Below are 19,915 nucleotides of genomic sequence, written 5' to 3'. Positions count from 1 at the left end.
TCACGTCACACCGCCCTCATGGAGTTCTTGTTGGCTTCCTCGACGTCGTGGACGGAGGTCTGGATCGCGTCGAGAGCGCTCTCGACCTTGCGCAGCACCTTCTCGGCCGCCTCGAACTCCTGCGCGGCCGCCTGGTCCATCGCGCTCACCGCGCTCGAAACGGCACCGGATGCGCCGAGTTTTCCGAAGATGTCCGGATTGCCGTACTGGTTGGAAAAGCCGTCACCGATCGCGCCGAATTGTCCGGCCTGACTGCTCACGGTCGTTCGGCACTGTTCCATGGCTTCGGTGTTGAACTGCGTCACAGCCACGCGCGCCTACCCCCTCAACGTCTGCTCGATGACCTTAGAACGAATGGCACCGGGTGGTGCGCCGATTCGCTCTTTCGAGACGGCGGTGCCCGCCCGCCGAGTTCGACGGGCGGGCACCAACGGGGGTTCCGCGTTCAGACTTCTTGCAACAGTTCCCAGACGGCACTCGCGAGCCGGTGGTTGTCGACGGGCGTGATCGTGCACCACTGACGGCCGTCGCTACTCGGCTTGAGCTGGCGGAGATAGCGGCCGTTGTGCGTGTCGTGGAAAGAAACCACGCGTCCGGCGCGCCGTCCGTTGCGCTGCACGCCGAACTGACCGCGCGTGGACATGCCGTCGAGCATCCCGGCGAGCTCTTGGGCGTCACCGAGGCGCATGCCCTGCCGCTCCAGCATCGTGATCATCCGCTGCGCGTCGAGGCCGACGTTCTTGGCGGCGGCCACCAGTTCGTCGTACGGCATGCTGATCGACCGCCCGAACCCGGCGGGCATCTCACCGGCGACGGACACGGCCGCCTCGGCGAGCGCCGTGCCGCGCGCCTCGATCAGCCACATCTCGTCGCGGTCCTGCACGGCGAGGATCGCCTCGTCGCCGATCGCCGCCGCGAGGCCGCTGATCTGCCGGTCGGCCCAGATCCACAGGTCGATGGACACCTGCGGGTTCGCGAGCAACGCGAACCCGTCGGCGAGCTCCGGCACCACCCGGCCGTTGGCGGCGAGGCCGCGCGCCTCGAGCGACTCCCAGGCCCGCTTCACCACCTCGAACTTCTCGGTGTGGGTGACGGAGGGAATCCGCGTGTCCAGCGCGACGTGCGCGGCCGGGAGGCGTTGCGCCTCCCAGACCACGGCGAACTCCACTGTGGACAAAACCACAGAACCTGGTGCGCTCAAGGGATCTACTTGTCCTTCGGGTCTTCGCCGATGACGGACTGAACCACCATGCGGTCATCACCGAACATCTCGTCGGAGTCGACGCCGTACTTGCGCACGTGCTCGCCGTCCTCCTCGCCCTCGCCCCTGGCGGCGCTCGCCGCGGGAGACATGAGCGGCCCGGCACCCTTGCCGCCGACGGCACCCTTGCCCGCCGCGGCCGCACCGGCGCGGTTCGCCTCGGGCCCGACACCGGCGGCACCGCCGGGCGTCATCGCACCCTTGCCGGCCGCACCGGTCCCACCGGCGCCGGCACCGGGACCACCGGCGCCACCAGCGCCACCGCCACCGCCCTTGCCGGCACCGATCGTGCTGGGCGCACCCTTCGGCCCGGCGGGCGCGATGGGCGTCTTGGGAGCCTGGCTGGGCCCACGGCCACCGCCGACGACCTGAGCCCCGCGCGCACCACCCGTGGTGCCGGCGAGACCGGCAGCCGCAGCCGCCGCGGCCGCTACGCCGATCGACGGGGCACCGAAGGGCTTGGGCAGACCGGGACCGGCCGCGATCGGGCCCTGCGTACCGGTGCCCGGGAGGACGCCGGTGCTGTTGCCGGGGATGCTGGGCGTGGGGCCGAGCGGGACGCCGGGCGAGCCGGGACTGCCGGGCGAGCCCGTGAAGCCGGGGCCGCCGCCGGTGATGCCGGGGGTGCCGCTCTGGGGCAGGCTGACCGGGGGCCCGACGGGCGTGGCGACAGCGCCGCTGGTCACGACGATGTCCGGGGCCTGCTGCGGCGCGCGGAACCCGTCCAGCGAGTTCTGGCTGCCGGAGACGTACCCGTTCAGGCTGTCGATGGCCTGCTGCCGTGCCCTGTTGGTCGCCTCGACCTCCTTGGCGTGGTCGGTCTCGATGCCGAAGAAACCGCCGACCTTGTCCCCGAAGTTCTGTTCCGTGTCACCGCGGAGGGTGTTGGACGGCGGAGTGCTGTGGCGAGCCTGACTGGTGCTCTCACCCTGCTGCGTCATCGCCTGGGAGCTCTGGTTCGTCGCCTGGGTGCTCTGGTCGAGACCGGCGGCGACGACGTCCGTCTTCTGCTTGCGGTTCTCGCCGGCCGCGCCACCCCAGGTGATGTCGAGGTCGTCGAGCTGTTTGCGGATCTCCCGGTCCACCGACTCCAGGGTGTCGGCCAGCGAGCGCAGCGCCTCGGACGCCTGACCGAACCGAGAAGCCATCGAGCTGCTCGACAGTTTGGCGACCTCGTCAGCGAGCTGCTGGTTGGACCAACCGTCGAAGTTCCAGTCAGTCAGCTGTCGATAACCCGACATGACTCCCCCTCACTTCAATGTCTTCAGTGTCGCGAGCGCGAACCCGGCAGCCTTCTCGGCGTTTCCGCACAGGAAGGACTGGTCCTTCTGCTTTTCCGTGGTCGTGGTCGGGATGTAGCTGACCATCAGCTGCTGACCATCGGCAACGTCGACAGCCACAGAGCAGTCGAAGCCCGTGCCGCCCTTCAAAGTGATCTCGACCGCACCGAAATCCGCGATCTTGATGACTTTGCCGTCGGTGTTCCCCGATCCTTCGATCCAGTAGGAAACGCCTTTGTGCGTCACCGCACCTACGGTGTAACCAAAGCCGCCATCACCCGAGTACCGACAGGCCGACGACTGCTGACCTTCCACCAGGTCCGCCATTCTGGGGGTGGCGGTGCTCACGCCGATCTGCTTCATGACGTCCGTGGTGAGCAGCATGCACACATCCACGGAATCGACCTTCAAGGTCGACGGACGTGCAGGCAGGTCACCCGTGGGATCACTTGTGGATGAGCTGCTGGCCGGTGCAGCGGCTGTGGGATTCCCCTTCTCGACACCGGGTGTGCAGGCAGAGATCGCCGCCGCGCAGATCAGCATGGCGACCAGCTTGGAGCAACGCATCATCACAGTTTCGACCCGAACGTCGCAGTGATCTCCTCTTCGGTGAAACCGTACTGCCGGGCAGACGCCTCCAGTTGGTCGGACAGGTTCTTCAAGGCTTCGATGTACGCCGAGATCCGATTGCCGTACGAATCAGCGTGGAACACGAGCCGGTCGTTCCAGGCTTCGACGACGTCGGTGGTGACCTTGTCACCACCGGCGGTCCTGATCCGCAACAGGTCGACCTTGTCCTGGTACTCATCCGACAGCAGTTTGTACTGGCTGTAGATGATCTTTCCCGCCTTCAGGACGGTGTCCTTCTCGACGTGGAACTTCTGCGTCCCACCGCCGCTGGAAAAGCTCTCCGACACTCGATCCATGACCGAGTTGGCGGCCTTCAGAGCGCTGACGGCACCGGCCACCGCGCCACCGGCCACTCCCGCAGCGGCACCGAGAACGGCATCCGCCCCCGCGTTCTCCTGTGTCACGACGTCCTACCCCCGTACGGTTGGTAACGGTTCGGTCCCGCTTCGCAGGCTACCAACGCCCACGTAAGACGCACCTGTAGTTGGACGAAGACCACCCCTCGTCGGTTCCACGTCACTCCGCGCAGGAACCGGAACGGTGCTGGTGAGGCCAGGCGACCGGATCGGGCACGAGAAGTCGGGTGAGGGCGCGCGGAGGCCCATAGCGTTGGGGACGTGCTGGAACGACTCAACGAGGCCATGGCCCGCATCGAGGAGGACCTCGGGCGGGAGGTCGACGTCAAAGGGCTCGCGCGGATCGCGGGGACGAGTGAGTACCACTTCCGACGGATGTTCAGTGCGCTCGCGGGGCTTCCGCTCAGCGAGTACATCAGGCGCCGGCGGCTCACCATGGCGGCGAGTGAGGTCCTCAGTGGACAGGACTCCTTGCTCGACATCGCCGTCCGGTGGGGTTACGGGTCCAACGAGGCCTTTGCGCGGGCCTTCAAGGCCATGCACAAGATCGGGCCGCAGGAGGCCCGGGCCACGAAGAAGGCGTTGCAGTCGCAGCAGGTTCTCACGTTCAGGTTGGTTGTCGAGGGGAGTACGAGCATGGAGTACCGGATCGTCGAGAAGGACGCGTTCCAGGTCGTCGGGCGGGGGACGCGGGTGCCGCTGGTGCACGTCGGGATGAACCCCGCGATCGTCGAGTTCGTCAAGGGCATCGGGATGCCGGCGCTCGAGCGGATCAAGGAGCTGGGTGACGGGGAGCCGGCCGGGATGCTGGCGCTCACCTACAACCAGGAGGGGGTCGAGGAGGGTTCGATGCTCGACTACTTCCAGGGGGTGGTGAGCAGCCGGGAGGTGCCGGAGGACCTGGAGTCGCTCACGGTGCCGAAGCACACGTGGGCGGTGTTCAAGGCCGAGGGGCCTTATCCCGAGACCATTCAGCACCTGTGGCGGGACGTCTACACGCAGTGGTTCCCGTCCAACAACTACGAGAGCGTCGAGGGGCCGTCGATGCTGCACACGCGGATCGACGGCGAACGGGCCGAAGCGGAGTTGTGGATCCCCGTCACCAGCTGAGGACGAGGCGTTCCATCACGTCCCGCAGTTCCAGGACCGAAAGCCAGGAGTCGGGGACCACGGCGATGCCGTCCCTCGCTCCCAGGATGTTCCCGCAGATGGAACCCGTCGAGTCGCTGTCACCCGAGTGGTTCACGGCGAGGCGGATCGCCGAGGGGAAGTCCGGCGCGACCAGCGCGGCGTGCAGGCCGATGGCGAGGGCCTCCTCGCCCACCCAGCCGCCGCCGAGTTCGGACTCGATCTCCTCCGGCGTCAACGGCCCGAGGCCCATCACCTTGTCCAGCAACGAGGTCTGCTCCTCGTGGCCTTCCCAGCGGACCAGTTCGGCACGCGCGACGGCGACGGCCGACGGCAGGTCCGCGTCGGCGAGAAGGGCTTGCACGATCACCGCCAGGGCGCCTGCGGACAGGTAGCCGCTCGGGTGGTGGTGCGTCATGCGGGCCGTGCCCACGGCCAGTTCGAAGACCTCGCGCACGTCTTGCGACCAGACGGCGACGGGGGCGGCGCGCATGACGCCGCCGCAGCCCTTCGAGTCGTTCTTCTCGTTGTGCTTCAACGCGGTGATGCACGTGTGGCCCGGCGCCCGCCTCGAGTGCAGGCGCCGGTCCGCCACGAGCCAGCCGTCGGGAGCGACCTCCGGGCCGCCCTGCGTGTGCAGCCAGCGCCCGTAGGCGGCCCGCACGGTCAGCAGCGGGTCGACGCCGTGCTGCCGGGCGAGCAGGAGGCCTTCGAGGGTGAAGAGCACCATCTGGGTGTCGTCGGTGATCTCCAGCGAGGGCAGGTCGACGACGCCTTCGGGACCGTGCTGGCGGCGGATCACGTCGATCGACGAGAACTCGACCGGCGCTCCGAGGCCGTCGCCGACGGCCCCGCCCAGCACGCACCCCAGCAGGCTCATGGCAGCGTGATCTTCCCGCCGACGGCCTTCGAGGCGATGTCCGAGCGGTGGTGCGAGCCGGTGAGGTGGATCTCCGCGACGCGCTTGTAGGCGCGCTCGCGGGCTTTCGCCAGCGACTTGCCGGTGCCCACGACCGACAGCACGCGGCCACCGGACGAGACGACGGCGCCGTCCTCGCGGCGGCGCGTGCCGGCGTGCAGGACGCCCTCGGCCTCGGAGCCGGTGATCACGTCACCGGTGCGCGGCCGGTTCGGGTAGCCCTCGGCGGCCACCACGACGGTCACGGCGTAGCCGTTCTCCCACTCCAGGGCGGGCAGCTCGGAGAGCGTGCCGTTGGCGGCGGCGAGGAACAGCGCGGAGATCGGCGACTTCAGCAGGGCCAGGACGGACTGCGTCTCCGGGTCGCCGAAGCGGCAGTTGAACTCGATGACCTGCACGCCGGACGACGTCAGCGCCAGGCCCGCGTACAGCAGACCGACGAACGGCGTCTCGCGGGCGCGCAGTTCGTCGACGACGGGCTGGACGCACCGGGAGACGATCTCCTCGACGAGTCCGTCGGGAGCCCACGGCAGCGGCGCGTAGGCGCCCATGCCACCGGTGTTCGGGCCCGCGTCGCCGTCGCCGACGCGCTTGAAGTCCTGCGCGGGGATCAGCGGCACCACGGACACGCCGTCGGTGACGCAGAACAGCGACACCTCGGGTCCGTCCAGGAAGGACTCCAGCAGCACCGGGTGACCGCCGTCGAGCAGCGTCATCGCGTGCGCGCGGGCGGCGGCCAGGTCGGACGTCACCACGACGCCCTTGCCGGCGGCCAAGCCGTCGTCCTTCACGACCCAGGTCGGTCCGAAGCGCGCCAGGGCGGCGTCGAGGCGCGCCGGGTTGTCCACGACCTCGCTGTGGGCGGTCGGCACCCCCGCGGCGTTCATGACGTCCTTGGCGAACGCCTTGGACCCCTCGATGCAGGCGGCGGCCTTGGACGGGCCGAAGCACGGGATGCCGAGAGCGCGGACCGCGTCAGCGGCCCCGACGACCAGGGGTTGTTCGGGGCCGATGACGACGAGGTCGGCCTTCCACTCCTTCGCGAGGGTGGCGACCGCCGAGGCATCCGCGACGTCGACGCCGTAGATCTCGGCGTGTCCCGCGATACCCGCGTTGCCCGGCGCGCACGCCAAAGCAGTCAGCTGCGGGTCGCGTGACAACGCGAGGACAAGGGCATGCTCACGGGCTCCAGACCCGATGACCAGGACGCGCACGATGCCTGAGCGTAGTTCAGCCGAGCGCCTGCTTCGCCCCAGGGTGCAGCGGGACGGGGTCGGACGAGGCGGCCTTGGCCCTGTCGACGTCCTTCACGGCCGGGTGGACCTTCTCCAGGTCAGCCTTCTTGTCGAAGATCAGCTTGGTCACCGCGCACGCGTTGTTGGCCGCGAAGTCCTCGCGCACGAGCAGCAGGTTCGGTACCACGATCGTGGGAACCTCGGCCACGCCGTAGGTCGCGGCCGGGATCGGCGCGGTGTCGTACACCGGGCTGATCTTCTTCATCTCCGGCAGCTGCGGGGTGATGTCGAGGAACTTCACCCTGTCCTTCATGGACGTCGTGATGTCGGTGATCTGCGGCGTCGGCAGGCCGCCCGACCAGATGAGGCCGTCGATGCTGCCGTCCTTCATGCCGTCCGCGGTCTTGGTGAGGTCGAGGCGCTGCGCCTGCACGTCGGTGTCGATGTTCAGCCCGGCCGACTTGAGCAGGCGTCCCGCGATGACCTCGGTGCCGGACTTGGGCGAGCCGGTCGAGATCCGCTTGCCCTTCATGTCGGCCACGGAGTTGATGCCGGAGTCCGCCCGGACGAGCACCTGGGTGTAGTTCGGGTAGATCCGCGACAACGCCGCGATCTTCTGCTTCTGCCCGTTGAACGCCCCGGTGCCGTTGACGGCGTCCGCGGCGGTGTCGGCCAGCGAGAACGCGATGTCGTACGTGCCGCTGACGAGCTGCTGGATGTTCTGCACGGACGCGCCCGTCTCCGCGGACGACGCCTTGAGCTTCGAGTTGTCGCTGATCAGCTTGGCCAGGCCACCGCCGACCACGAAGTACACGCCGCCGGAGTTGCCGGTCGCGATCGTGATCCGGCCGTCGGACGCCTCGCAGGACGCTCCGCCACCGGAGGCGTCCGGTGTGGTGGGTGTGCGCTTGCCGCCACACCCGGAGACCACGAGCGCCAATGCGATCGCACCGATCGCGTACTTACGCAGCTGCATCACGAACCCTCCCACGGGTGACCAGGTGTACCGCGACGGCCACCACGAGGAACCCGGCCCCGATGGCGATCGTCCACGGCTGCAGGTAGAGCAGGAACAACGCGGCCGGCACGCACAGCGCGCGTTCCGGCCAGCGCGCGGGACCGAACAACCAGCCGCCGGTCAGCACGGCGAGCGCGGCGACGCCCAGCGCGGACGCCCCGAACGCCCACACCGAGTCGAGCAGCGGCCCGCGCAGCAGCAGGGCGGAGCCCGCGTCGGTCAGCACGAACGCCAGCGGCACGAGGAACGCCGGCAGCGTGTACTTCCACGTCTGCCACATCGTCTTCATCACGTCGCCGCCGGTCAGGGCCGCCGCGGCGACCGCGGCCAGCGCCGTCGGCGGCGTGACCTCGGACAGCACCGCGTAGTAGAAGATGAACATCGCGGTCTCGGCCGGCTCGACGCCGAGTGTGATCAACGCCGGCCCGATGACGACCCACGAGATGATGAACGACGCCGTCACGGGCACGGCCAGGCCGAGCACCGACACCGCGACGGCCGCGAACACCGCCGTCAGCATCAGGACCACGACCTCGGACGACGACAGCAGCGACGCCAGGTCGACCAGCGACCCCGCGAGCGCCTGCCCGAGGCCGGTCTTGGTGATGGTCGAGGTGATCACACCGGCCGCCGCGCAGACCGCGATCACGGGGAACGCCGAGCGCACCCCGGTCGACAGCGCGTCGGCGACCAGCCGCAGCCAGTCACGCCGGTGGTTGATCAGCGCGAAGAGCGCCGCCACGGCGGTCGCGTAGACGACGGCCCGGTAGACCGGGATGTCCAGCGCGAGGAAGACGATGATGATCCCGAGCGACAGGAAGTGGTACCAGCCGAGCTTGAGCACGTCGAGGAAGCGGGGCGCGTCCACGTCGACCGGCTTCGCGCCGAACCGCCGCGCGTCGGCCTCGACCGCGAGCGCGATGCCGAGATAGTAGAGCAGCGTCGGGATGATCGCCCAGATCAGCACCGACAGGTACGAGACCTGCAGGTACTCGGCGATGATGAACGCCGCCGCGCCCAGCGTGGGCGGCGACAGGATCGCGCCGATGCCGGAGGCCGCGAGCAGCCCGCCCGCGTTCTCCTTCGGGTACCCGGCCTTCTGCAGCATCGGCCACGTCACGGCGCCCAGCGACACCGTGGTCGCCGTGCCCGAGCCCGAAACCGTGCCCAGCAGGAACCCGGCCGTCGCCGCGGTGCGTCCGGGTGCCGTCCGGGACTTCCGGAACGCCGCGAAGCTCACGTCGACGAAGAACTTGCCCGCGCCGGACGCGTTCAGCACGGCGCCGTAGATCGTGAACAGCACGATGTAGGTCGCCGCGACGTCCAGCGGCGTGCCGTAGAACCCGCTGGCGTCGTTGAAGAAGCCGTTGATGATCTGCGGGAAGTCGACGCCGGAGTGCGCGATCGACCACGCCGGCGGCAGGAACCCGCCGTAGTAGGCGTAGGCGATGAACGCGAGGCACACCACCGGGAGCACCCAGCCGGTCGTGCGCCGGCACGCCTCCAGGACCAGCACCAGCAGCACCGAGCCCGCGAGGACGTCGAGCGTCGTGAGCTGGCCCTGCCGGTTCAGGAACTCGTCGTAGCCCCCGAACAGCGGGTAGGCGCCCGCCAGGAACGCGAGCCCGGCCAGCGCCCAGTCCCACCAGGGAGGCGTGTGCCCCTTGCCGTAGGCCAGGAACACCAGCGGCAGCGTCACCGCGAGGAAGATGATCAGGTAGTACTGGCTTCCCTTGGCGAACGGGAAGAACACCTGCTTCAGCACGAGAAGCGCGATCAGCAGACCGGCGATCCACAGCGCCCTCTCCCACCGGGGTGAGAGCGAACGCGACGGCATCTCCTCGTCGTGCTCCGCGACGATGCGGGCGAGGTCCGGGTTGGCCACGGACCGACCGTACTGTGGGGCCGATCACAGGCGTAGAGGATCAATCCAAAGGAACTGCAAAGAGTCCCGGCGACCGTCCACACGGCACGCGCAGGACAGCGCTGCCGCCGTTGCGCAGAATGAGCGGCATGGTCGGGCCTGAACTGCTGCTGCTGTTGCTCGGTGCGCTGGTCGTCACGTCCATCGCACGGCGCCTGAACTGGTCGGCGCCACTGGTGCTGGTGGCGGTCGGGCTCGTGGTCTCGTTCCTACCGGGCGTGCCGGAGTTCGAGCTGGACCCGCACCTCATCCTGCTGGTGGTGCTGCCGCCGCTGCTCTACAGCGCGGCGCTCGACAGCTCCTACCTGAACATCCGCGCGAACCTGCGGCCCATCGGCCTGCTCGCGGTCGGGCTGGTGCTGTTCACGACGCTCGTCGTCGGCGTCACGGCCAAGCTGGTCTTCCCGGAGATGCCGTTCGCGGCCGCGCTGGTGCTGGGTGCCGTGGTGGCGCCGCCGGACGCCGTGGCGGCGGTGGCGATCGGGCGCAAGCTCGGCCTGCAGCGCCGGGCGATGACGTTGCTGGTCGGCGAGAGCCTGATCAACGACGCCACCGCGCTGACTGCGTTCAAGGTCGCGGTGGCGGCCGCGGCGGGCGCCGCCATGCACCCCGTCGAGGGCGTCGGCCTGTTCCTCCTGGTCACCGCCGGCGGCATCGCGGTCGGGCTGGTCGTCGGCGTGGTGGTCAGGTTCCTGCGCAAGCGGCTCTGCGAGGGTGTGCTGGAGAGCGCGCTGGGGTTGCTCGTGCCGTTCGGCGCGTACCTGCTCGCCGAGGAGGCCGCGCACGTCTCGGGCGTGCTCGCGGTCGTCGTCGCGGGCCTCTACGTCGGCCACCACTCGCCGCGCGGCAAGTACTCGACGCGGCTGCAGGACGCCGCGGTCTGGAAGGCGCTGGACGCGTTGCTGGAGGCGTTCGTCTTCGCGCTGATCGGCCTGCAGGTGTCCGCGATCATCCGCGACGTCGACCTGGACGCCGCCCTGCTGCTCGGTGCGGGCGCGGTGCTGCTCGCGACGATCCTGGCCCGGTTCGCCTGGATGTACCCGGCCACGTACGTCCCCAGGTACCTGTCGAAGCGGTTGCGCGAGCGCGAACGCCCACCGCACCTCGGGCAGGTGACGGTGATCGCGTGGGCCGGCATGCGCGGTGTCGTGACGCTGGCCGCGGCGGCCGCGATCCCGCAGGACGTCCCCGGCCGTGACGTCATCCTGTTCTGCGCGTTCGTGGTCACGGTCGCGACCCTGCTGTTGCAGGGCCTGACGCTGCCGTGGGTCATCAACAAGATCGGCTTCGAGGGCGACGACGCGCGCCAGGACGCCCTGGCCGAGGCGCAGGTGCAGCACCGGGCGGCGCAGGCCGCGGTCACGAGGCTCGACCAGGAGACCGAGGACGTCCCCGACCACGTGCGCGACCAGCTGCGCTCCCTCGCCGAGCACCGGGGCAACGCGGCCTGGGAACGGCTCGGGCGCCAGGAGCAGGAGAGCCCGGCGGCCGCGTACCGCAGGCTGCGCCGGGTGATGCTCGGTGCCGAACGTGACGAGTTCGTCAGGGCCCGCGACGCCGGGGAGATCGACGACGAGGTGCTGTTCCGGGTGCTGCGCGAGCTGGACCTGGAAGAAGCCGCACTGTCTCGTGAGTAACCGTTCACCTGCTTTTCGTGTTGCGATGCTTGGGTGCGCTTCCAACACGGAATGGGAGGTCGAACGATGCATCGGAGAGGTCTGGCCGCCGTAGTACTCGTCTTCGCGGGTGCGGTGGTGGCGTCCCTGCCCTCCGCGTCGGCACACGACGACAAGGGCCCGATCGTCATCGGGCACCGCGGCGCGTCGGCGTACCGGCCCGAGCACACGCTCGCGGCGTACGAGCTCGCCGCGCGCATGGGTGCCGACTTCATCGAGCCGGACCTGGTGCCCACCAGGGACGGCGAGCTGGTCGCCCGGCACGAGAACGAGATCGGGGGCACGACGAACGTCGACACCAAGCCCGAGTTCGCCGACCGCAGGAAGACCAAGACCATCGACGGCGCGGCCGTCACCGGCTGGTTCACCGAGGACTTCACGCTCGCCGAGCTGAAGACGTTGCGCGCCAAGGAACGCATCCCGGCGATCCGCCCGCGCAACACCCTCTACGACGGCCGCTTCGAGGTGCCGACGCTGCAGGAGGTCGTCGACCTGTCGAAGCGCCTGTCGCGCGAGCTGCGCCGCGAGATCGGCATCTACCCGGAGACCAAGCACCCGACGTACTTCCGGTCGATCGGTCTCGCGCTGGAGCCGAAGCTCGTCGACGTGCTGAACCGCAACGGCCTCAACCGCCGCGGCGCCAAGGTCTACGTGCAGTCGTTCGAGGTCGCGAACCTCAAGGAGCTCAACAGGTCGCTGCGCGTGCCGATCGTCCAGCTGGTCAACGCCTCCGGCGCGCCGTACGACTTCGTCAAGGCCGGCGACAAGCGCACCTACGCCGACCTGGTCACCCCGGCCGGTCTGCGCGAGATCCGGTCGTACGCGGACGGCGTGGGCCTCGCCAAGGACGTCATCGTCCCGCGGGACGCCAACGGCTTCCTGAAGACGCCGACCACGGTGGTCAAGGACGCGCACAGGACCGGTTTGACCGTGCACGCCTGGACGTTCCGCAACGAGAACTCGTTCCTGCCCGCGGACTTCCGGTCCTCGACCGACCCGGCCGCGTACGGCCGGGCCTTCGAGGAGTACGAGCTGTTCTTCGGGCAGGGCGTCGACGGCGTGTTCGCGGACAACCCCGACACGGCCGTCGAGGCCAAGGTCAAGCGGTAGCCAGTGCGAGCGTGCGGTCCCCGTCGAGCAACCCGCGTTGCTCCAGCAGGGGCCGCACGCCCTCGCCGAACCAGTACGCCTCCTCCAGGTGCGGGTAGCCGGAGAGGACGAACTCCTCGATGCCGACGGAGTGGTACTCCTCGACCAGGTCGGCGACCTCGGCGTGCGAGCCCACCAGCGCCGTTCCGGCACCCCCGCGCACGAGCCCGACGCCCGCCCACAGGTTCGGGTGGATCTCCAGCCCGCGCACGCCACGGCTGAGGTCGCCGCCGTGCAGGGCCAGCATCCGTTGCTGGCCAACGGATTCCGACGCGCCCAGCTGTTCCTGTGCCTTGGCCACCGCGGCCGGGTCCAGCGCGTCGAGCAGCTTCGCGGCCACCGCCCACGCCTCCGCCGAGGTGTCCCGGCTGATCGTGTGCAGCCGGATGCCGAACCGGATGGGCCGGTCCGTCAGCGCCCGCACCCGCGCGATCTTCCCGGCCACGTCGGCCGGCGGCTCGCCCCAGGTCAGGTAGACGTCGGCCCGTGCGGCGGCCACCGGCAGGGCCGCGTCCGACGAGCCGCCGAAGTAGATCGGCGGCACCGGGTCCGGCGCGGCCAGCACCGTGGCGTCCCGCACCTGGTAGTGCTTGCCCTGGAACGTGTACGGCCTGCCGGTCCAGACCCCGCGCACGACCTGGAGGAACTCGTCGGTGCGCTCGTAGCGCCGGTCCTTGTCGAGCCAGTCGCCGAACCGCTGCTGCTCGATCGAGTCACCACCGGTCACGACGTTGAGCAGCAAACGCCCGCGCGAGATCCGCTGGTACGTCGAGGCCATCTGCGCCGCCAGGGTCGGGGACAGCACGCCCGGCCGGAACGCCACGAGGAACTTCAGGGTCTTCGTCTGCGCGATCAGCGCGGACGTGGTCAGCCACGCGTCCTCGCACCACGTGCCGGTCGGCGTGAGCACACCGGTGAACCCGACCTGCTCGGCCGTCCGCGCGATCTGCGCGAGGTAGTCGATGTCCGGCTCGCGGCGGGCCCCGGCGGCGGGTGCGCGGTTGGCGTGGAAGTGCTCCACCACCGTGCGGCCGTCGCCGGAGGTCGGCAGGAACCAGTGCAGCGTGATGCTCATGCGAGATCTCCCTGGAACCTCGTGTCGACGAACTTCGCGAAGTCGACCTTGCCCGGCAACGTCTTCTCGTCGGTGAACACGTCCGCGAGCTCCTGCTCCGACCTGATCAGGGTGTCGTCGATCTTCACCGGGAGGTCGCCGTTGCGGTTCACGGCGGTCAGGGCGACCTCGTACTCCAGCCCGGTCTCCGCCGCCCACGCCTTCGCCCACTCCTCGCGGTGCGTGTCGGCCCACCTCTGGGCCTTGTAGTAGCGGATCAGGTACTCCTTGAGCGCCGCGTTCTTCCCCTTGTCGTCCAGCGCCTCGCGTCCCGCGACCTGGAACCCGTAGCCGTTGGCCTTGCCGCGGCCGTCGGTCAGCACGCGGGCCTCGGCCTCGGCCTGCGCCTGTGCCGTGTAGGGGTCCCAGACCGCCCACGCGTCGACCTTGCCCTGGGTGAACGCGCCGTAGGCGTCCGAGGGCTGCAGGAAGTTCAGTGTCACGTCCTTGGTCGTCAACCCGTTGGCGCGCAACGTGAGCAGCACCTGACCGTGCGCCGAGCTGCCCTTGGCGACCGCGATGCTCCTGCCCCTGAGGTCGGTGACCTCCCGCAGCGGCGAGTTCTCCGGCACGAGGATCGCGTCGGCCTCGACCTGGCCCTTGGACGCGGCGACGGCGGCGATCCTGGCGTTCGCGGCGGCGGCGAAGATCGGGGTGTGTTGCCCACACCCCCGACGTCGATGGCCCCGGCGGACGCGGCTTCGAGCAGCGGCGGGCCGGAGGTGAAGGTGGACCACTCGAGCCTGTGCGGGAAGTCGTCGAGCAGACCGGCGGCCGTGAGCAGTGCCTTGGCCCCGCCCTTCTGGTCGCCGACCCTGAGCACGACGTCGGCCGCGGGGGTGTCGGTCGGCGCAGCCGCGGAGCAGCCGGCGGTGAGGAGGGTCGCGGCCAGCAGACCGAGCCAAGCCCTGTTATGCAGCTTCTTCAACTTCGACTCCCAGGTCAGCGAGCACGCGGGTGCGTTGCTCCACGACGGAGGCCCGGCGGCGCGGGCGGGGCAGGTCGACGTGGTGCGTGGCGACGATCCGGCCCTCGTCGAGCACGAGGATCCGGTCGGCCAGCAGCAACGCCTCGTCGACGTCGTGCGTCACGAGCAGCACGGCGGGCCTGTGCCTCGCCCACAGGTCTTCCACGAGGTGGTGCATGGCGAGCCTGGTCAGCGCGTCCAGGGCGCCGAACGGTTCGTCCAGCAGCAGCACGTCCGGCTCGCGCACCAGTGCCCTGGCGAGCGAGACGCGCTGGGCCTCGCCGCCGGACAACGTCAGCGGCCACGCGTCGGCGTGGCCGGGCAGCCGCACCTCCTCCAGCGCCCTGAGGGCGACCGCGCGGCCGTCCGGCCTGTGCAGGCCCAGCGCGATGTTCCGCCAGACCTTGCGCCACGGCAGCAGGCGCGGCTGCTGGAACGCGATCGACACCGTGCCCGGCACCCGCGCCGCGCCCCGCACCTCGCGGTCCAGGCCGGCGAGGATCCGCAGCAACGTCGACTTGCCGCAGCCGCTGCGCCCGAGCAGGGCCACGAACTCGCCGGGCTCGACCTCGAGGTCGATGCCGTCCAGCACGGTCCGCGCGCCGAAAGCCTTGTGCAGCCCGCAAACGCTCACCGCTTCTGCCACCGCAGGACCTTCCTCTCCAGCAGCCGCACCAGGGCGTCCGTCGTCAGGCCGAGCAGCGCGTACACCACGAGGCCGACGACCACGACGTCGGTGCGGAGGAACTCACGGGCGTTGTTGATCAGGAAGCCGAGACCGGCGTCGGCGTTGACCTGCTCGCCGACGATCAGCGACAGCCACGCGGTGCCGAGCGCGATCCGCAGCCCCACCAGGGTTTGCGGCACCGCGGACGGCAGCACGACGTGCACGACCCGTTCGAAGCGGCTGTACCCGAGCACGCGGGCGGCCTCGACCAGGCCCGGATCGGTCTGCCGGATGCCCGCGTGCAGGTTGAGGTAGAGCGGGAACGCCACACCGGCCGCGACGAGCGCCAGCTTGGGTTCCTCACCGATGCCGAACCACAGGATGAACAACGGGATCAAGCCGAGGTGCGGCAGTGTCCGCAGCATCTGCACGGGCGGGTCGAGCAATGTCTCGCCCCACCGGGAAAGGCCCGAGACAAGACCCAGGGCGACCCCGATGAAACCGCCTATCAGGAATCCGAAGAACACGCGCGTGATGGACACCGCGAATGCTTCACCCAATTGGCCGTCGGCGATCAGCTCACCGGCGGTTTCGGCGACGGTGAGCGGAGACGCGAGTTTGTCGGGTGGCAGCACACCCGTTGAGCTGGCCAGTTGCCACAGCAGAACCAGCGCGACGGGGCTGGTCCAGCGCAGCGGCAGCGTCAACTTCCGCGCCGGCACAGGCGTCGCGGATTTCAGCCGTGCGGCCACTTCCGCCGTGGACGAGGTCATGGGCGGAAGTACAGGCGAGCCCGCGAGACGAGTCAACGACGCCCAAATCGTGAAAATGCGTCGCACAGCGAGATGTTCCCCGCACGGAGCTATTTCCCGCCAACGGCTGAGTGACAGCGACGGCCGCAACGATCACCATGCAGGCATGCAAGAGGGGGACAGACCAGGGGTGCCTTCGGGCACCACGCTGAGGTTCGCGTCGCTGGTGCTGCTGGCGGTCGCGACGACGTTGCAGATCTTCGGCCTGTACGCGTCGGTGTGGCGGTCGCCGACCACGCTCGACTTCGCGCGGTGCCAGGTGCGGTCGGGGCTCTACCTGACCTCGACCCTGTGGGTCGATCCCGACGAGTCCAAATGGGACAGTTACCGGGAGTGCATGGCGACGTTCCTGAGCAGCAGGGCCGTCTGGCTCGCCGGCGGGCTGGTGCTGCTCTTCGCCGTGGCCCTGCTGGTCTACGCGCTGCGGCCGGCGGTGTTGCGCTACCGCAGGAACCTGGCCCCCGTTCCCGAGGAGCTGGTCGAGCCGCTCGCCGCGCTGGTCGCGGAGGCCGGTCTCGCGAAGGCGCCGACGTTCCTGCTCGACCGGACGAACACCCGCACCGGCGGCGTCGCGTTCGGCACGCACCGCCGCAAGTACGTGGCGCTCAACCTCGGCATGATGGCGTTGCGGCGCATCGAACCCGAGTCGTTCCGCGCGATCGTCCTGCACGAGCTGGCGCACGTCCGCAACGACGTCACGACCACCTACGCCACGCTGGCGATCTGGCGCGCCTTCGTCCTCGTGGTGCTGACGCCGTACGTGGCCACGCTGTTCGCGCCGCTTCCGAAGGATCACGCCACCTTCACCCAGCTCTGGCACCTGGCCGTGCTCGTGCTGCTGGTGTTCGCCGCCCGCGTCGCCGTGCTGCGGGCACGGGAGAAGCACGCCGACGCGCTGGTGGTGCGCTGGACCGGCAACGCGGACCCGTACCGGGTGCTGCTGCCCGCAGGACGGCTGCGGCGCTGGTTCGGGCACCACCCGGCGCCGGCCGGCCGTCTCGCCGTCATGCGCGACCCGAGGTCGTTGCTGCGGCCCGGTTTCTTCGAGACGCTCGGCAGCGCGCTCGCCGTGCAGATCGCGTGGTGGCACGCGGTCGGCGGCCTGCGCGAGCTGACCTGGTACCGCGAGGGCAACGAGTCGTTCCTGGTCATGAGGATCGCCTGGGCGGTGCCGGTGGCCGTGCTCGTCTGCCTGGTCGCCTGGCGCGGTGCGGCTTTCGGCCCCCGGCGCGGCACGTTCGCGCTGCCCGGTCTGGCCGTAGGCCTCGGCCTGGCGCTCGGCGACGTGCTGGACGCGCAGAACGTCCTCCCCGTCACACCGCACCGCGTCATCGCCTCGCTCGCGCTCATCGGCACCGCCACGCTGGTGGCGGTCTGGGCGGGGCACTGCGCGACGCTCGTGCGGACCCGGTGGCACGCCTGGCTCCTCGGGCTGTCGGCGGTCGCCGTCGTGCACACGCTGCTGGGCTGGTTCCCCGAGATCCGCGTGGCGCACGCGGTGTGGCGCGACAACATCGCGCCGGTGCTGGACGCGCTCGACGGCACCGCGACGAAGGCCGTGGTGCTCCCGTTCCTGCTGAACTTCAACCGCGTGGCGACCGTGGTGGCGCTGGCCCTGCTCTGGCTCGTGCCGCTGCTGCTGCGCCGGGAGTTCCCCAGGACCGCCGCTCTGGCCGGTGCTGCCGGCGGTCTGCTCGCGGCCGGCGCGGTGGCGTTGCTCGACTCGGCCGGGACGCCTCTCGCGGCCACGGCCTGGCAGGTCGTCGCGGTCGTCGGCGTGCAGCTCGTCGTGGTGGCGGCGGCACGCGTGGACCGGGTGGGCGCGTTGCTGACGGCGTGGATCGTCGGCCTGGCCGGGACGGCGGCGATCTGGCTGACGCACCTGGACGGGTCCGAAGTGGACAGCGTGCTCGCGACGCGCCCGCACCAGGTCCTGCCGGTCCTCGGAACGGTCGCGGCACTGCTCGCGGGTGGCTACGGCCTCCGTCGCGGTGGCGAGCGCTCACGGCCCGTCTGGGCGGTCGCGATCGCGGCCCTGGGAGTGGCGGTGTCGCTGTGGTGGCCGCCTGCGGACCAGGACGTGGTGGCGCTGCGGCCACCGGCGGCCGCCCAGGAGCGGGTGAACACCGACCAGGCCGTGAACACGTGGATGTACGGCGGCGGCTGGGAGCGGCTGACCACCGTGATCAAGGCCAACGACCAGGTGTTCGCCGGGGTGCGGGCGGCGGACCCGGCCGCGATCGCGGCCGGGTGCCAGGCGCTCGGCCCGGTGCTGCGGGAGGAGTTCCCGCAGCCGCCGGACGCGCAGATCGCCACGAGCTGGTCGGAGGGGTTGCGGGCGCTGGAGAACGGCACCCGCTCGTGCCTCGTCGTCTTCCGCGACGGAGGTCCGGACGACGGCTCGATGACGAAGGAGTTCCTGAAGGGCATCGAGCAGCTGCAACGCACGCAGACCGCGCTGCTCGACGCCCAGGAGCGAGCTCTCAGCTGAGCACGTCGTGGCGCACGATCGTCTGGTCGCGGCCGGGGCCGACGCCGATCGCCGAGACGCGGGCGCCGATGATGCCCTCCAGGTACTCGACGTACGCCTTGGCGTTCGCGGGCAGCTCGTCGAACGAGCGGCAGTGCGAGATGTCCTCGAACCAGCCCGGCAGCTCCTCGTAGACCGGGACGGCGTGGTGCACGTCGGTCTGCGTCATCGGCATCTCGTCGACGCGGCGTCCGTCCACTTCGTACGCGACGCAGACCGGCACCTTCTCCAGCCCGGACAGCACGTCGAGCTTGGTGAGGAAGTAGTCGGTGATGCCGTTGACGCGGCTGGCGTAGCGGGCGATCACGGCGTCGAACCAGCCGGTGCGGCGGCTGCGGCCGGTGGTGACGCCGAACTCGCCGCCCTGCTTGCGCAGGTACTCGCCCATGTCGTCGTTGAGCTCCGTCGGGAAGGGACCGGAGCCGACGCGGGTCGTGTAGGCCTTCAGGATGCCGATCACGGTGCTGATGCGGGTCGGGCCGACGCCCGAGCCGACGGTCGCGCCACCCGAGGTCGGGTTCGACGACGTGACGAACGGGTAGGTGCCGTGGTCGACGTCGAGCAGGGTGCCCTGCGAGCCCTCCAGCACGACAATCTCGCCGCGGTCGAGCGCCTCGTTGAGCAGCAGGCGGGTGTCGGCGATGCGGTGCACGAAGTGCTGGCCGTGCTCCAGCACCTGGTCGACGACCTGGTCGGCGTCGAGCGCCTTGCGGTTGTAGACCTTGACCAGCACCTGGTTCTTGAAGTCCAGGGCCGCCTCGACCTTCTGGCGCAGGATCTTCTCGTCCAGCAGGTCCTGCACGCGGACGCCGACGCGGGCGAGCTTGTCCTGGTAGGCGGGCCCGATGCCGCGCCCGGTCGTGCCGATCTTCGCCTTGCCCAGGTAGCGCTCGGTCACCTTGTCGATGGCCACGTGGTACGGCATGATCAAGTGCGCGTCCGACGAGATCAGCAGGCCGCTGGTGTCGACGCCCTTCTCCTCCAGGCCCGCGAGCTCGGTGAGCAGCACGCCGGGGTCGACGACGACACCGTTGCCGATCACGTTCTTCACACCGGGCGTGAGGATGCCGGAGGGGATCAGGTGGAGGGCGAACTTCTGGCCGTCCGGGAGGACCACGGTGTGACCCGCGTTGTTGCCGCCCTGGTAGCGGACGATCCACTGGACACGCTCACCGAGGATGTCGGTGGCCTTGCCCTTGCCCTCATCGCCCCACTGGGCACCGATCAGCACGACGGCCGGCATGTGAAA

Annotated in this window: 18 protein-coding genes; 4 read left to right on the top strand and 14 right to left on the bottom strand. The window is 70.0% G+C overall.

What is annotated here, in order from left to right:
* Positions 1-5: 5 nt before the first annotated feature.
* The 5 genes from V1227_RS29315 to V1227_RS29295 all read right to left on the bottom strand — a co-directional run bounded on the left by V1227_RS29315 (position 6) and on the right by V1227_RS29295 (position 3,509).
* Positions 6-311, bottom strand: coding sequence for a hypothetical protein (locus V1227_RS29315; protein WP_329788591.1), 306 nt, complete (start codon positions 309-311; stop codon positions 6-8).
* Positions 312-445: 134 nt separating this feature from the next.
* Positions 446-1,183, bottom strand: coding sequence for an ESX secretion-associated protein EspG (locus tag V1227_RS29310; RefSeq protein ID WP_236220825.1), 738 nt, complete (start codon positions 1,181-1,183; stop codon positions 446-448).
* Between the two features lie 23 nt (positions 1,184-1,206).
* Positions 1,207-2,502, bottom strand: a complete 1,296-nt coding sequence (locus tag V1227_RS29305; protein ID WP_442916382.1) for a WXG100 family type VII secretion target — start codon at positions 2,500-2,502, stop codon at positions 1,207-1,209.
* A 9-nt stretch (positions 2,503-2,511) separates the two neighbouring features.
* Positions 2,512-3,084: a DUF3558 domain-containing protein gene (locus tag V1227_RS29300; RefSeq protein ID WP_329788589.1), complete on the bottom strand. Its 573-nt coding sequence runs from the start codon at positions 3,082-3,084 to the stop codon at positions 2,512-2,514.
* Between the two features lie 26 nt (positions 3,085-3,110).
* A complete protein-coding gene (locus V1227_RS29295) occupies positions 3,111-3,509 on the bottom strand; it encodes a hypothetical protein (protein WP_329788588.1) in 399 nt (132 codons plus the stop codon).
* Between the two features lie 279 nt (positions 3,510-3,788).
* Between V1227_RS29295 and V1227_RS29290 the strand changes: the two genes are divergently transcribed.
* Positions 3,789-4,637, top strand: coding sequence for an AraC family transcriptional regulator (locus tag V1227_RS29290; protein WP_329788587.1), 849 nt, complete (start codon positions 3,789-3,791; stop codon positions 4,635-4,637).
* Here the strand turns inward: V1227_RS29290 and V1227_RS29285 are convergent.
* Genes V1227_RS29285 through V1227_RS29270 form a run of 4 tightly spaced genes read right to left on the bottom strand, consistent with a single transcriptional unit; the run spans position 4,627 to position 9,664 of the window.
* The gene (locus V1227_RS29285; protein WP_329788586.1) at positions 4,627-5,535 is read right to left on the bottom strand and encodes an ADP-ribosylglycohydrolase family protein; all 909 of its coding nucleotides are present in this window, start codon (positions 5,533-5,535) and stop codon (positions 4,627-4,629) included. The genes V1227_RS29290 and V1227_RS29285 overlap by 11 nt on opposite strands.
* Positions 5,532-6,788 (bottom strand): phosphoribosylamine--glycine ligase, encoded by a 1,257-nt coding sequence (purD, locus tag V1227_RS29280; RefSeq protein WP_329788585.1) that lies wholly within the window; start codon positions 6,786-6,788, stop codon positions 5,532-5,534. The genes V1227_RS29285 and purD overlap by 4 nt, the downstream gene beginning before the upstream one ends.
* A 16-nt stretch (positions 6,789-6,804) precedes the next feature.
* Positions 6,805-7,785 (bottom strand): TAXI family TRAP transporter solute-binding subunit, encoded by a 981-nt coding sequence (locus V1227_RS29275; RefSeq protein ID WP_329788584.1) that lies wholly within the window; start codon positions 7,783-7,785, stop codon positions 6,805-6,807.
* A complete protein-coding gene (locus V1227_RS29270) occupies positions 7,772-9,664 on the bottom strand; it encodes a TRAP transporter permease (RefSeq protein ID WP_329794142.1) in 1,893 nt (630 codons plus the stop codon). The genes V1227_RS29275 and V1227_RS29270 overlap by 14 nt, the downstream gene beginning before the upstream one ends.
* 176 nt (positions 9,665-9,840) lie before the next feature.
* Here V1227_RS29270 and V1227_RS29265 point away from each other — a divergent pair, with 176 nt between their 5' ends.
* Positions 9,841-11,388, top strand: coding sequence for a Na+/H+ antiporter (locus V1227_RS29265; RefSeq protein WP_329788583.1), 1,548 nt, complete (start codon positions 9,841-9,843; stop codon positions 11,386-11,388).
* 66 nt (positions 11,389-11,454) lie between these two features.
* A complete protein-coding gene (locus V1227_RS29260) occupies positions 11,455-12,537 on the top strand; it encodes a glycerophosphodiester phosphodiesterase (protein ID WP_329788582.1) in 1,083 nt (360 codons plus the stop codon).
* Here V1227_RS29260 and V1227_RS29255 read toward each other — a convergent pair.
* The 4 genes from V1227_RS29255 to V1227_RS29240 form a co-directional block, all read right to left on the bottom strand.
* Entirely contained in the window at positions 12,527-13,651 is a 1,125-nt protein-coding gene (locus V1227_RS29255; protein WP_329788581.1) for an LLM class flavin-dependent oxidoreductase, read from the bottom strand. The two genes, V1227_RS29260 and V1227_RS29255, sit on opposite strands and share 11 nt — an antisense overlap.
* On the bottom strand, positions 13,648-14,427 hold the full coding sequence (locus tag V1227_RS29250) for an ABC transporter substrate-binding protein (protein ID WP_442916380.1): 780 nt from the start codon (positions 14,425-14,427) through the stop codon (positions 13,648-13,650). The genes V1227_RS29255 and V1227_RS29250 overlap by 4 nt, the downstream gene beginning before the upstream one ends.
* A gap of 174 nt (positions 14,428-14,601) precedes the next feature.
* A complete protein-coding gene (locus V1227_RS29245; RefSeq protein ID WP_329788580.1) occupies positions 14,602-15,303 on the bottom strand; it encodes an ABC transporter ATP-binding protein in 702 nt (233 codons plus the stop codon).
* On the bottom strand, positions 15,288-16,097 hold the full coding sequence (locus V1227_RS29240) for an ABC transporter permease (protein WP_329788579.1): 810 nt from the start codon (positions 16,095-16,097) through the stop codon (positions 15,288-15,290). Before V1227_RS29240 ends, V1227_RS29245 begins: the two co-directional genes overlap by 16 nt.
* Before the next feature lie 145 nt (positions 16,098-16,242).
* Between V1227_RS29240 and V1227_RS29235 the strand changes: the two genes are divergently transcribed.
* A complete protein-coding gene (locus V1227_RS29235) occupies positions 16,243-18,627 on the top strand; it encodes a M48 family metalloprotease (RefSeq protein WP_329788578.1) in 2,385 nt (794 codons plus the stop codon).
* On the opposite strand, the gene V1227_RS29230 is transcribed toward V1227_RS29235, so the two are convergent.
* The gene (locus V1227_RS29230; RefSeq protein WP_329788577.1) at positions 18,620-19,909 is read right to left on the bottom strand and encodes an adenylosuccinate synthase; all 1,290 of its coding nucleotides are present in this window, start codon (positions 19,907-19,909) and stop codon (positions 18,620-18,622) included. The genes V1227_RS29235 and V1227_RS29230 overlap by 8 nt on opposite strands.
* Between the last annotated feature and the right edge of the window lie 6 nt (positions 19,910-19,915).

Source organism: Lentzea sp. DG1S-22, assembly GCF_036321065.1.
GTDB classification, from domain to species: Bacteria; Actinomycetota; Actinomycetes; order Mycobacteriales; family Pseudonocardiaceae; genus Lentzea; species Lentzea jiangxiensis.
This window is presented reverse-complemented; position numbering and strand designations above follow the sequence as displayed.

Bases quoted from the DNA above. Each gene is read 5' to 3' on its own strand.
- V1227_RS29240 (WP_329788579.1), bottom strand. From the start codon at position 16,097: ATGACCTCGTCCACGGCGGAAGTGGCCGCACGGCTGAAATCCGCGACG.
- V1227_RS29265 (WP_329788583.1), top strand. From the start codon at position 9,841: ATGGTCGGGCCTGAACTGCTGCTGCTGTTGCTCGGTGCGCTGGTCGTC.
- V1227_RS29300 (WP_329788589.1), bottom strand. From the start codon at position 3,084: ATGCTGATCTGCGCGGCGGCGATCTCTGCCTGCACACCCGGTGTCGAG.
- V1227_RS29275 (WP_329788584.1), bottom strand. From the start codon at position 7,785: ATGCAGCTGCGTAAGTACGCGATCGGTGCGATCGCATTGGCGCTCGTG.
- V1227_RS29230 (WP_329788577.1), bottom strand. From the start codon at position 19,909: ATGCCGGCCGTCGTGCTGATCGGTGCCCAGTGGGGCGATGAGGGCAAG.
- V1227_RS29270 (WP_329794142.1), bottom strand. From the start codon at position 9,664: ATGCCGTCGCGTTCGCTCTCACCCCGGTGGGAGAGGGCGCTGTGGATC.
- V1227_RS29285 (WP_329788586.1), bottom strand. From the start codon at position 5,535: ATGAGCCTGCTGGGGTGCGTGCTGGGCGGGGCCGTCGGCGACGGCCTC.
- V1227_RS29260 (WP_329788582.1), top strand. From the start codon at position 11,455: ATGCATCGGAGAGGTCTGGCCGCCGTAGTACTCGTCTTCGCGGGTGCG.
- V1227_RS29255 (WP_329788581.1), bottom strand. From the start codon at position 13,651: ATGAGCATCACGCTGCACTGGTTCCTGCCGACCTCCGGCGACGGCCGC.
- V1227_RS29235 (WP_329788578.1), top strand. From the start codon at position 16,243: ATGCAAGAGGGGGACAGACCAGGGGTGCCTTCGGGCACCACGCTGAGG.
- V1227_RS29305 (WP_442916382.1), bottom strand. From the start codon at position 2,502: ATGTCGGGTTATCGACAGCTGACTGACTGGAACTTCGACGGTTGGTCC.